General features: G+C 33.5%; 6 protein-coding genes. All 6 read left to right on the top strand.

Annotated features, from left to right (window positions below; translation table 11 throughout):
* Position 1: 1 nt before the first annotated feature.
* The 6 genes from mads7 (at position 2) to MLOOGBEN_RS21585 (ending at position 13,907) form a co-directional block, all read left to right on the top strand.
* Positions 2-1,558, top strand: a complete 1,557-nt coding sequence (mads7, locus tag MLOOGBEN_RS21610; protein ID WP_179160351.1) for a methylation-associated defense system protein MAD7 — start codon at positions 2-4, stop codon at positions 1,556-1,558.
* Between the two features lie 20 nt (positions 1,559-1,578).
* Complete coding sequence (mads8, locus tag MLOOGBEN_RS21605; RefSeq protein ID WP_179160350.1) at positions 1,579-6,978, top strand: methylation-associated defense system ATP-binding protein MAD8; 5,400 nt, start codon at positions 1,579-1,581, stop codon at positions 6,976-6,978.
* A 1,140-nt stretch (positions 6,979-8,118) separates the two neighbouring features.
* Positions 8,119-8,445: a nucleoside triphosphate pyrophosphohydrolase gene (locus MLOOGBEN_RS21600; RefSeq protein ID WP_179160349.1), complete on the top strand. Its 327-nt coding sequence runs from the start codon at positions 8,119-8,121 to the stop codon at positions 8,443-8,445.
* Positions 8,438-10,867 carry a DEAD/DEAH box helicase family protein gene (locus MLOOGBEN_RS21595; protein WP_179160348.1) on the top strand — a complete coding sequence of 810 codons (2,430 nt, stop codon included), beginning with the start codon at positions 8,438-8,440 and terminating at the stop codon, positions 10,865-10,867. Before MLOOGBEN_RS21600 ends, MLOOGBEN_RS21595 begins: the two co-directional genes overlap by 8 nt.
* A 187-nt stretch (positions 10,868-11,054) precedes the next feature.
* Positions 11,055-13,067 (top strand): DUF4357 domain-containing protein, encoded by a 2,013-nt coding sequence (locus MLOOGBEN_RS21590; protein WP_179160347.1) that lies wholly within the window; start codon positions 11,055-11,057, stop codon positions 13,065-13,067.
* Positions 13,068-13,148: 81 nt separating this feature from the next.
* The gene (locus MLOOGBEN_RS21585) at positions 13,149-13,907 is read left to right on the top strand and encodes a hypothetical protein (protein ID WP_179160346.1); all 759 of its coding nucleotides are present in this window, start codon (positions 13,149-13,151) and stop codon (positions 13,905-13,907) included.
* The last annotated feature ends 332 nt before the right edge of the window (positions 13,908-14,239 follow it).

The raw sequence follows: 14,239 nt of genomic DNA, 5'->3' as shown, positions 1-14,239 counted from the left end.
TATGGCCATAAAATTAAACAAAGAAGAAAGCCTTTTTAGAAATGAACTGATCTTTGCGGCGGACGCAAAGGCAGTAAATATAGATAATACCTTAGTAAACTTATTTATGCTTTTGAAACATAATGGGATTAGACCTAAGCAGCGAGCTCGTGCAGGTAGCAAATCGTTCATTGATATCGATAACCTGAAAAGCGTATTTCGAAAGCTTGAAAGCGAAGGCTCTATCAAAGGATATAGTGACTACCCTGAAGCTGTAGAGCTTTGGATAAGAAGTAACCTTGTTAATATGGTATTTAGAGGGAATGCAGACAAAGAAAAAATATCTTCATTAAGACCTATTCATCTTGAAAGTTATCGAGTAAGAAACGCTGCGAATACCCGGGATTATAATACTGCTGACCAGGTTTATTTGATGCTTGGAGCCAATCCGACAGTAAAGGAAGATTTAAAGAGTTTCTTAATGGAAGGCTGGGATCAGACTACTAATAAGATTGACTTTGGTAATGGATTGGATGTAGATAGCTCAGGTATATTAAACATTGTTAAAGAGGTGAAACCGGGGTTTTTACAGAGTAAATCATCTTTGAATCAGATTCGTCCGATACTTCAAAAACAAGCTGAACTGTTTTGCGATGACGTACGAAGACTTCTTGCATATAAAAGATTAATTCCTAGAAATGTTTTGATCGACTACTTAAAGACTATTATTTCATTTAATCTCTCTTTGTATATCCAAAAACTTATACATTTTTTGCCTAGGATTATAGAAAATGGAACTACAGAAATTGAAGATGATTGGCACATAGTTTTGGATACAACCGATAACTACGAAAGCAAGGTGGCTAAAATAGCTTCTGATGATGCGGAAAGTCTAAATAACAAGATTTATGACTATGTAAAATCTACTTTTCAAATTAATGCTGTACTTCGTAGATTAAAGTTGGACAAGAATAATTCTGACAACCTGTTCAAGGCATTAAAGGTTTTACAGGAGAAGCCTGCTGATTTTGACGTATATTTTGAAACTCATTGGGACAATTTCTATAACTCACTTGAAGAAGACAAATTCCTTATTGAAGACATGGTGAAATATGAAGACACCTACTTCGACAAATACATAGAAGTGATTTTAAAAGTAAGGGGAGTATATCAATACAAATATCACATTCAGTTGATTGATAATCTTTCCCAAAAAAATAATGAAAGAGGTTTTATGGCTCAAACTAGAAGCCGCAAAAACCCCAGAAGGTTTGTGCTTGGAACTCGTCTTTTGGAGACGCTTGTTCAAATACTGGTATTGGAATCAAAAGGTAGTGAATTTCAAACAAGAAGTCTATCAATTGAAGAATTAATTTCGAGAATTCGTGAAAGATATGGCTTGGTGATTAATGGTTTAAGTGAAAGTAGGTTTGAGAATTCTGATTTACAGACTCATTTGGCATTCAAAGAAAACATGGAAACGTTCAAAATGAAGCTAAGGCAAATCGGATTCTATAACGATCAGAGCGATGCTTATATTCTTCAAAGAATTAGGCCGCGTTATGAATTCAAAATATAGTAAAGTGTGGGTGGTAGAAGATGAATACTTACTATAAAAGAATTATTCAGATGATTATTAAGCTATATAAAAGCGACTTCGAAAGTGCTAGGCCAGGACATTGTATGAAAATTACAGGTCTAGGTGTAACTGAATTAGAATTTCTATGGGATATTCTCCATGATAAATATCCCACAATTCATACATTCATTATTTCTGAAAAGAATAATGGAAGCAATAAGTATATTTCAGCCACAAAACTTATAGAGTTAAGGAACAAGCAGGAAGCTCCACTATTAGTTTTAATACCTTCTAATAGTCGAACAGCAGCCGAAGATTCCTATGGCAATGCAACATTTAAAGAGATTTCCCTAGAAGGTATTGAGCATAAGTTAAAAGAGGAACTAATTGCTAGTATTCCAGGTGAGTATACACATCTAATAAAACATGAGATCTTGCAATATCTTGACTCAATACAAATAACAATGGTTTCTATCATTAAATATTTATTGGCTTTAGAAGAGGAAGGGTATTCAAGGCAGGCAGTTGGTAACAACATTTATTTGCTCAATCTAATACCTGATGAACACCTTATTGTAGAAGAAGAGAAAATTCGTTCGAGGTTAAATTTTAACCTTAAAAGCATATCACTGCTTAGCTCTTTCAGCAAACCACTTTATGATAGAATAGCGGAGCTACCATTGGAACCGAATACACTTCAAAAAGAATTGGTAGATTTTATTAAGAAAGAAAAAGAAGCAAGGAATACAGATATAATATGTCTTTTGATTTTTAAGAAATATCCAAACTTAAATTTTATGCATTGGAAAATACCAGAATTAGATTTCTCTCGTATAAAGCTATTTACCGAGGATATTAGGTCAAAGAACTTTAAGGTTGAAGAAGGTCGTAAGGTTCTGTTTGTTGAAGAAAATAAGACAGCTAAAGTCACAATAAGATTTAGTACTAACCCTAATCCTAAAGACATATCAGACTTACAATACTTCAAAGTTATCCTTATGTCTGTTGATGGTGGTGCTGGTGAAGAGATATCTGTGCTGCGGAAGTTAAAAAACTCTACATCAAATAGAACATATAGAGAAGCAACTGTGGACTTAAATTCAAATATGATTGAAGAAGGTTCCTATTTTTTCAAAATAATAGCTGAAGATGGACATGGAAATGTTTTAAATGACGATGATGATTTTAAAGATACAAATATTCAAAATACATGGAAAGAAGCTCTAAATGAGGATAAAAAAACACCGAAAAGCAATTTCCCGTATAAAATCACTTGTGACTCAGAAGACTTTGATTATATTGTGGAGGAAGTGGTAGACCAAGATAATAATCAAAGAAGGGACAAGTTAAATAATGTTCTACAAGCTTACTTTAAATATCGCATCGAAAAAATAAAAGCAGATGCAGAATCAGATATTCCAGTTCCTTCTGACACATCTAATCTATGGTTAAGTGATATTTCAAAGCACACATCTACCTTTTACATTAACTATTCCCAAAGCCACAATTACCAGGTAAACCTGTCTTCTAAGCTTAGAATAATTGAGAATATATTCCTTGAAAACAGCAGTTCATTAGGTTATGTAAAAGGTTCTCTGATAAATAATTCAGTAGCAATAGGATTTGATAAGATTAGTTTTGTTAAAAGTGACTTAACAAGCATAGCTCCCAATTCAATTCTCAAACTAAGAAGGGAAATCTTTACTGCGATTCAAGGGTCAAATGAAGACAATAATGGAGTTTTTGAAACAGCTGACTTATTTAGGCACTATTCTATAATAAAAGAGTACCTTGAAAAACTTACGGAGTGGACTTCTGTCCTGAGAAAGCAAGCTTCTAGTGATGAATTAAGTGGCGAAGAGAAAACTAGGATTCAACGTTTTCTTACCCAATTGCAGTTTTTAGATATTGTCCGTATTAAAACAGAGTTACCAGGTGGTCAACCTACCGAAGCAGTATTGTTGACTCCATTGCACCCATTAAGATTAGCTTGGACATTAGAGTTATTGGAGGTTTTTAATGAGTGGGAGCAAAAGACTAGTGAACATCCTAGTTATAAAGGGGCTTGGACGAAAAACCTTGAAATATTTTTTGAGGGACAATTATCACCAGAGAACAATCCATTAGTTTTAGTGGAACCATTTTCCTTTAAAAGTTATTATTATTCTGGTGAGTTAGCATACGGTTGGGGCTTATATTTAAACTTAGTTGAGGAACTTAACAACCGAATAACTTCTGTTTCAAGGCAATTGAAGCATTATTTTCGGCAATTATTTAATGTTACAAAGGATAATTATGTTGAGACAGATATAAGTCAAAAATTAGTTGTTCGACATATCAAAAATTATTTGGCTCAACATCCTTATACCGATAAACTTATTATCAACCTTATTAATGCTGGAGATGCATATGTGTTTGCTGATGCTCTTGTTGAATTAGAAGAAGATCAGTCTCTAAAAGAAGTAAAGTATGAGATAAGAGTTTTTAAGGGCGATGACAGAATTATAGAGCATGGTGAGGCATTGCATAACTTACTTAATCCTGAATTCAACGTATCAGAGAAGGCGGAAGTTTTTTCTCAGCCATCGCAAAACAGGCTGTTTCCAAAACTACGATTCTCAATTAACAATATTTCAGATTACATGAGATGGCCTTCTAAGTTTACGGCACATTTAAGTTTCTTGGTTAGTCCATTTCCTATAACCATTGAACTAGTGAAACCATATAAAAACGAACGGAATTTTTATTTAAATGGTCTGATTACTGAATCAACCATTACTATGTATGAAAAAGGAAATGAGGTTAAATGGAACAGGTTTATTTGTGGTAATGAATTGCCAATTGGATACTCAGGCTCAGGTAAACTTGGTATAGCACTTTTTGATAATATCCAATCCTTCATTGCAGGTGCTTTAGCAGCAAAAAATACGGAATCCATACCATCAGTTCAAATAAGACTTAGTGATAGCGATAAGGTATTACTTACACATTTACATGATTATTCAGATTGGGTAATAACATTTGATAAATATTTAGGGCCACAAATATTTGATCAGCCATCAAAGAATGGTAGAATTCCATTTTTGCTAGACTATGTACCAGGAGAAGAACTTTTAGGAATATCATCTTATCTGACAACAAGACCTACATCAGAAATTTTAGGGTTGCTTGGTCCTCATTTTGAGGAGTTTAATCTAGACATACACAATTCACAAGATGTAAAGAAAATTAAAATTTTACTTGAAGATTTAAGGGCTGTAAGTAGCTCGCTTGTTCTTCAATTAAACTCATCTAAGAATAAAGCTTTTGAAGTAATTGGTTCTGCTTTTACGAAACGCGTATTGCAAAAGAAACGCTTATTAGAAGAAGCTTTCTTAATACCTATAGATTTGCATCAAAACCTTTTTGAAAGCTTACCAAGTCAAAGCAAAAGTAGAGCAGACAATCTATTGGTTTCAATTAACCCAGGTAAAAAAGAGATTACCATTACTGTTATTGAAGTTAAATGCAGAAAATCTCTTGGTGAAACTGAAAGTGAAGATTTGAAGATTAAAATGCGTGACCAGATTGAAAATACAATCGAAGCGTTAAGAGTGCACTTTGATTCCGACTATCATCTTTCAGCTGACAGACTGGACAGGGAAATTAAGAATAAAGAGCTTAAATCTCTTTTGAGTTTTTATATTCAAAGAGCTTATAGGTATGAATATTTAAATGAAAATGCTTACGAAAGCTATATAGATTTCTTACAGCATTTGGATGAAGGATTTAAACTTAAATTTAAGCAACTTGGTTTAATATACAACTTTGCTGCAAAACGAAAGCACCACAAAGAAGAGGTAGATCCTGATTTGACCTTTTTTACTATTGGAGGCAAGCTAATCGAAGAAATACTGGACCCAGATTCGGACTTGAACACGAGAAGGTTGATGGATAATGAATTTGATGCAGACCTTAGTTCTGCTGTTGGCAAGAACTCATCCTTAGATTCTTTTACACAGAAGATTATAACTAAAGTATCAGTAGCTACTGAGGATAAAGAAGACCCTAAATCGGAGAATGACAAAGTTTCAAGTTCCGAGGAGGTTGGTAGTAAAACAAATACTAATTCTGAGGCATATGTTAAGAAAAAGGAAGAAACTCCAATAATTTATGAAAGATCAGAAGGTGAAGAGCTTCCTGGTGTTTCACACACGACTCCTTCTTATGACACTTTGATTGGCAAAAGCACTCCTAGTGAACAGTACGGAATATTAGGAGAAAGTCTTCGCGGTAATAAAATTGCAATTGACTTAAGTGAAACGAATACAATAAGCTTATTTGGGGTGCAAGGTTATGGCAAAAGTTATACTATTGGTACTATTTCAGAGATGGTTTTAAAACAGTTTAGCAATGTTAATGAATTACCGGCTCCACTTTCTGGTGTTATTTTTCATTACAGTGAAAGTATGGACTATGCTCCAGAGTTCACTTCCATGATTTATCCAAACAATAAAAATGCTGAACTAAGAAAACTAAAGGAGAGATATGGAGCAGACCCGAATAACATAGAAGATATAATTATCCTTACTCCGCAGGATAAAGTTGCTGAACGAAAAGCAGAGTATCCTTCGATAGAAGTATTACCCATAGCTTTTAATTCCAAAGAACTAAATGTTCAGGATTGGCTGTTCATTCTTGGGGCTGTAGGCAATGATTCAGCTTATATAAAGCAATTAAAGGCTATAATGAAGGAGCATAGAAAAAATATTACTATTGATGGAATAGCTGAAAGTGTGGAGGCATCTGAGCTATTAACTAATTCTCAGAAAGCTTTATCACGCCAAAAACTAAGTTTTGCAAGAGAGTATATTGATGATAGTTTTATGCTTAGAGATTGTCTCAAGCCTGGACGACTAATTGTTGTTGATTTAAGAGATGAGTTCATAGTAAAGGATGAAGCTCTAGGTTTATTTGTTATTATGCTAAATATCTTTTCGGCTGTTAAAAGAGTAAATGGAACTCATTTTAACAAGTTCATTGTATTTGATGAAGCGCACAAGTACATGGACAATAAAGACCTAACAGGAAACATTGTAACAGCAATTCGAGAGATGAGACATAAAGGAGTAAGCATAATGATTGCTAGTCAGGATCCTCCAAGTTTACCAAACGAAATTATTGAGTTAAGCTCTATTGTGTTGCTACATAAGTTTAACAGTCCTCAATGGTTAAAGCATGTTCAAAAGTCGATTACACAACTATCAAACCTTAAGCCTGCTGATATGAGTGCTTTAACTCCTGGTGAAGGATTTTTGTGGGCGACCAGAGCAACTGAAAAAAGTATAACAACTAGACCACTTAAAATTTCTACTAGGCCAAGAGTAACGAAACATGGTGGAGAAACAATTCAGGCTACTAGAGGGACAAATGAAGAATAGTGGTCTTATGTCAAGAATTCGGGCAAGTTAAATATAGAAATTTTCTAGTTGAATAATAATTTTGAAATGACCTATCTTGATCATGCTATTCTCAGCTTCGGTTAATTGCGAAACGTAATACCAATGTGCTGCCGTTGTCCCTATCCCCTATCATTAAGAAGAGCTACCATGTTCTTGGAGAACCTAACAAGGGTAATTATGCTAAGCTTTGCATAATTACCCTTTACAGATTTCACAAGAAAGTGGAGATTCTCTTGAAGTTAGGGAGGGAGAAGGCGACAATAAAGTGGCTCTCTCTTTGTCATTAGTGGCTTAAAAAGACGGAAAGGCTGTTCCTATTCCATGGCAATAGTCAAGATTTAAAGCTGTTAAAATTACTTACTAGTTTATCCTCTCATGGATATAAACCGTTTTATCTAATCATATTTAGAATGAAAGAATTCAAATATGGTAATTCAACTGTATTCATTTACTCTAAATTTGCCTTAATGACGAAACAAGAGCAAAGAGAATGGTACAAAAAAGAATGGGAAAACAATAATCCCTATACTAAAAAGAATTGTTGAAGCTGTATTGAACAGCCATTTAAGTAGTACAAAGTTAAAAAATAAATGAAATGAATTTAATTGTTATTAATGCAACAGTACGAGTTAATAAATGCATTTGTGGTTTTAAATATTTTTTAGTAATGAATATTGATGACCAAGGGGGTCTCAAAAGGGTAACGCAATCCCGAAAAAAGGCATAAATAGTCATGAAAGATGTTACTCTCAAAGTTCCCGAAAATCCTTATATAACGCTACTTTATCTAATTATGTAAAAGATGTTACATCTTATAGGATTTATGGGCGGCTTGATGTAAGATAACATAAAGCATTTTAAGACTTTTACACACCCAAAACATTATACACAAATTTTACACACCACCCTTACAAAACCTTATAAACTCAATAACTTTTATCCTATATCGACCCCGACCACCGGGATCGAACAGTATTCTAGAAAACAGCAGAGTATCTTAAAAAAGAACTCTGCTGTTTATATTTCAACATTATAAAACATAACAATTTCCAAGAATGTAAATAATTATCCGTTTCGTCATAATAAGGGTATATACAAGCAAAATGGAGGAAACGTTAAATGCCTATTTATAACAAATTAGTAAGAGATCGTATTCCTGAGATTATTGAAAAGACAGAAAAAAAATTCACTACAAGAATTTTAGAGAATGAAGAATACATAAAAGAATTAAAAACAAAATGCTTTGAGGAGCTTAATGAATACATACATTCAGAAAATGATAAGGATGCGGTTGAAGAGTTAGCCGACCTTTTGGAAATTATCCATGCTCTTGCAAAATGTCATGGAACGAACATTGAACAGCTGGAACAGGTTCGGCAGGAAAAGGCAGAGAAGCGTGGTGGATTTAAAGATAAAATCTTTTTAATTGAGGTTGAGGATGAGTAAGGTACAGCTGATTACAAGAGACCTTGGATCACATTTAAATGACAAAATAAAAGGGGCGGATACAGTCTGTATTTTGTCCTCATTTGTCATGAAATCTGGAGTCAAATTTATTAAAGAGGCCTTGAAGAAAGCTGTACAAAATGGTGCGGATATTAAGGTTTGTACAGGTGATTATTTGTACATTACTCAACCAGAGGCTCTTGAAGAACTGCTTTCACTTGATGAACGTAGCAGCATACGACTATGGAAAAGTAATGGTGTTTCATTTCATCCAAAAGCATATCTTTTTCAATCGAATGAACATGATGTTCTTTTTATCGGTTCTTCCAATCTTTCAAGTTCTGCTTTGAATCAAGGCATCGAATGGAATATTTCTGTGAGTAATGAAAAAGAAGTTTTCGATGAAGCGCTAAAGGAATTTCTTGATATTTTCTACTCGGATCAAACCGTCCCTTTAAATAAAGAAACCCTTGAGGAGTACCGAACTAATTATGATAAGTATCATCTTAAACATCCAAATCTAGTTCGAAAATGGACGGAACTTGAGGAACAAGAATTAATGCTTCCTGCAAAAAAGAATAGTCCTGAAAAGCCTGAAGTCGTATTAGAACCTACGGCTACTTATGGAGAGATACTGCCTCGATTTGCGCAAATTGAGGCACTTGAAGAGTTAAATAAAACATTAGAAGAAGAATACAATAAAGCTCTTGTTGTGATGGCTACTGGACTGGGAAAAACCTATTTGGCTGGATTTTTTGCACAAAACTTTAAAAAGATTCTTTCTATTGCTCATCGTGAGGAGATTCTCAATCAAGCAAGAGATTCTTTTAAAAGAATTATGCCTGAAAAGCAATATGGCATATACAATGGCAAGATAAAAGAAGGTGGAGCAGATGCGATATTTGCTTCAATCTATACATTGAGTATTAAGAAGCATCTTGAGCGGTTTAGAGCGGATGAATTTGATTTAATTATTGTGGATGAATTCCATCATGCTGCAGCGGATTCATATAAACGTGCCTTAGATTATTTTCAACCTAAATTTTTACTAGGGATAACAGCGACACCTGATCGCAATGACAATAAGGATGTATATGCGCTTTGTGATGGAAACGTTGCATTCAGATTAGATTTCTTGGAAGCGATTAACCGGCATTGGTTAGCACCCTTTACCTATTACGGGGTCTATGATGACACAGACTATAGTCAAATAACGTGGCTGGGAAATCGGTATGCAGAAGAGGAATTACTGCAAGTTCAATTAAGAGAAGACCTAGCCCAAGAGATACTAAAAGCGTGGGAAGATAAAAAGCAGAACAGAACACTGGGATTTTGTTCGTCCATTAAACAAGCTGACTATTTATCAAACTATTTTAATAAACATGGCTATCATACGGTTAGTCTCCATTCTCAACAGACTGGAATCAGTAGAAATCTGGCCATTTCGCAGCTGGCAAAAGGTGAATTGGATATTATTTTCACGGTTGACCTTTTCAATGAAGGCGTCGATATTCCAGCCGTAGACACGCTTTTATTTGTCAGACCGACGGAATCATTGACCGTTTTTACTCAACAAGTTGGCCGTGGACTTCGACTGCATTCAAATAAGGAAAAGTGCGTCATCATAGACTTAATTGGAAACTACCGCAATGCTGATATAAAATTAAGCTTATTTGATACACAAACGAGTGAAGGTAAAGCTAGAAACATTCAACCAACATTACCTAGTTTTTATGAGATTGATTTAGATGTAAATGTTATAGACCTTCTTAAAGAAATGATCAGAAAGAGACAACCTAGAAGAGAAAAGTTATTCAATGACTACGTGGATTTAAAAAGGGAACTGGGAAGAAGACCTACTTATCTAGAATTACATTTAAAGGGTGCGTCAGAGTCTAAACATTATAAACAAGAATTTAATTCCTATGTAGGTTTCCTTAAATGGGCTGAAGAATTACTTGTATACGAGATTGAACTATTTGACCGTTATGAAAATTGGTTTGTAGAAGTTGAAAAGACAAGTATGACAAAAAGTTATAAGATGGTCGTTTTACTCTCTATGCTTGAACGTGGTAAGTCAAAGTGGTATGGTCCCATTTCATCAAGAGAAACAGCACCGTTCTTTCATCATTATCTAATGGAAAAAGAACATCGAAAAAGAATTGATTTTTCCGATAAAAGTGCAAAAAAATTATGGAATTATGATGAAAACGGTGTCAGTAAACTAATAGCTACGATGCCAATGACAAAATGGAGTGGCAGCTCAAAAGGATTAACTTCCTTTGAAAATGGAGAATTTCAAGTAAATCTTGATGTAAACAAAGAACATGAAGCAACTTTATTCCAATGGACAAGAGAAATATGTGAATACAGACTTCATGTACACTTTGAACGGAAGGCTAGAGCATCAGGAAATCATTAATACAATAGATGAATCATACAATGGGCAGCTTATTCTAAGTAGCCCTTTTTTATTGAGAAAAACAATCACTAGAGATGTTAATAAGCTATTTGCTTTTTATCCTCGTGGTAAACTGAAAATCAAAAAGTGTTTGACAAAAGATAACATGGTATAATTTAGTAAAAGAATTTAAAAAAGGATGACTGGCATGAATAAGACACTTAATGCGGAAGAAATGCCGCTCTACAAAGTTTTCTCTGATGATTTTTTATTTACTATTCCTACAGTTCAACGGCCATATTCATGGACGACTGACGAGGCTGGTGATTTATTAGATGACCTACTTGACTTTATAGAACACCACGCAATTACCGAAGATACAATTTCAAGGGTAGAAGAACCGTATTTCCTAGGTAGTATTGTATTAGTTAAAAAAGAAAGAAATAACTCTGAAGTTCTAGATGGACAACAAAGATTAACAACTTTAACTATTTTATTATCAGTTTTGCGTGATTATTTAGGTGAGGAATATGCTAAAAATATAAAAATAATGATCGCTCAAGAAGGTAACCGTTTGTTACAAACAAAGGATCAATTTAGGATAGAACTTAGAAAAAGAGATCAGCCATTTTTTCAGAATTTTATTCAAGAAGACGGAGGTACAACAAAACTTAGAGAAGATACTGGAACAAAAACTGACAGTCAAAAATGTATACGAGATAATGTTATGTATTTTATCGATAGATTTAACAACTTGGATCCATCAATAGTTAAGACTCTGCCTGGTGTTATAGCTGGACTATGCTATATTGTAGTTGTTTCAACACCAAATTTTGACTCTGCATTCCGTATATTTACAGTGTTAAATGATCGTGGATTGGATTTAATGTCTAGTGACATCATTAAAGCCCGTGCAATTGGTGATTTACCTGAAGGAAAACAAGATGATTATTCCATGAAATGGGAAGAGGTAGAAGTCGCCCTAGGGCGTGATCGTTTTAATAAACTTTTTGAACATATTCGAATGATTATCCAAATGCGTAAAGGTGGTGCAAACTTAAAGGATGAATATGATGAAATTTTTTCGAAAATTAACGGAAAAAATTTCATTGATGATTATTTGATTCCATATAGTGAAATTTATTTAAATATTGTTGACTACCAAACTCATTACCATAACAATCCAAAAGTGTTAAAGTTATTAAGCTTAATGAATCGAATTGACAATGTAGACTGGGTGCCAATAGCTATGTGGTACCATCGTCATAAGGTTGAAAATATTGAGGAATTCCTTGGCCGCCTGGAGGCCTTTGCTGCAACAAGTATGATTCTGCGAAGAAATTACAATTGGAGAATGTCAAAATATGCATCGATTTTAAAAGAAATGGATCGTGATGTAGACGTTTTTTCAGAGATGTCAACTTTAGAAATTTCACCAGACGACCGAAAAGAAGTATTAGATCTATTAAATGGTGATGTCTATATTAATTTAAAGGATACGGCAAAAAGGTACATATTATTGCGTTTGGATTCACTATTAACTGACGGACAACCATTTTATAATCACGCTGTTATTACAGTGGAGCATGTATTGCCACAAACCCCAAAAGAGGGTAGTAACTGGTTAATGTCCTTTGATAAACCAGAAGAGTATGTTCATAAGCTTGGAAACCTAGTCTTGCTAACAAGGTCAAAAAATTCTCAGGCTAGAAATTACGATTTTGAAAAGAAAAAGATATCTTATTTTCAATCATCCGGTGGTGTCACTTCATTTGCATTAACTTCTCAAGTAGTCCAAATGAATGAATGGACTCCTAAGGTAGTAGAAAGAAGACAAAAACAATTAATTGATTTATTAATGAAGACATGGAATCTGAATAAAAAAACAATTGAAGAAAGTGTTGAACAGCACTTTTATATTGAAACATTAAAAGGGGTTTTTGCTTCTGGACAGCCAATAGAGAATGGTTTCATGGTAATGAAAGGAGCTAAATGTTCAACAGAGGTTTCAAATTCTTTCAGCGTGGGTTATACAGAATTAAGAAGTAAGCTTTTAAATCAGAAAATATTGGTTATGCATGGAAACTATCTTGTTCTGACAGAGGATTATGAATTTACTAGCGCTTCAACTGCTTCATCTATTGTTCTTGGTAGAAGTTCAAATGGACTAACTTCATGGAAATTACCTAATGGAAAAACATTAAAAGAGATTAATTGCTAAATTTTTATTTGTGCGAATAGTTTCAGAGACTATTCGCTAATTTCTTTTGACATAAAATAAATAGTATAAGGTGTTTACATTATGAATATTGAATTGTTTATTGAGATTTTAAAAAATCATAGTTGGGGTATTTATGTCATTTTAGTTATTCTAGTTGCAAAATTCACAATAGACAGTATGGACGTTACTTTAGTTGAAAAAAAGCTACTAGCGAAAAGTAAAACACTTTTAATTGATATTAGTAATCTATTTGGGATGTCATTCATTTTTGGCATTGGATTTACCGTATACTTTCTATTTCCGAACATTCTTTTATTTTCAAATGACCTCTTAATAAATAAAAAGTCATTTCTATTATCTATTGTAGGTTTACTTGTGTATATTGTATTTATTTTATTCATCATTTTAATAGTTATATATGTATTGATAAAATATTTAGTTGGAAAATTTGCTATTAAGAAAACGTTTTATGTCACGCTTGAAAACGAAAAGTGGGAAATTATGAGGGTTACTGATAATAATTATGTACTCTTAACTGCTCTAGAAGATAGTACATCAGTAGAGGAAGTTTACATGTATTATGAACTGGAATCCTTAAAAAGAGAAAAAATTACTAAAAGGTTCTTAAATGTTCATCCGAATCTTTATGGGCTGAATATGAAAATATCACATCTTAACGTGATTTCAATATTAAGTATATTGGTTACTTTCATTACATTCTCTTTTTATCAGTTTGTTAATAATTTTGTTGCATTTATTCTAATTTTTCTCAGTTTAGTTATCTATTTAGTTTGTTTAATCTGGAAGGAAAATCATAAAGTGTTTCGCTCAGATAGTTAGTTTTGAGTGGTACGGTACTCTAGTTCTTTATTTCAGAATGTAAAAACACGGATCAAATAGATTGGTAGTAATGAGACCTGTGAAAGCTACAAGGCACTCTTTTCTCTTACCAAATATTTAGGTCAAAAGGGCAGCTGGTAATTTAGCTGTCCTTTTATGCATTCTTATACATTCAGTATCAAGATGTATTATTACCAAGTAATTTGTCTATTATTGTATATTGTTGAATGATATAACAAGAAGATAGTCCTATTCTGTTTTTGCCAACCATAAATTACCGATAGTTGACGGTATTGCCTGTCCGGATGTAGACGAGTATAATGTCCACGTAT

This window comes from Bacillus sp. EB106-08-02-XG196 (assembly GCF_013396335.1).
GTDB lineage: Bacteria > Bacillota > Bacilli > Bacillales > Cytobacillaceae > Neobacillus.
Note: the sequence above shows the minus strand (reverse complement) of the source record. Positions and strands in the feature narration are given on the sequence as shown.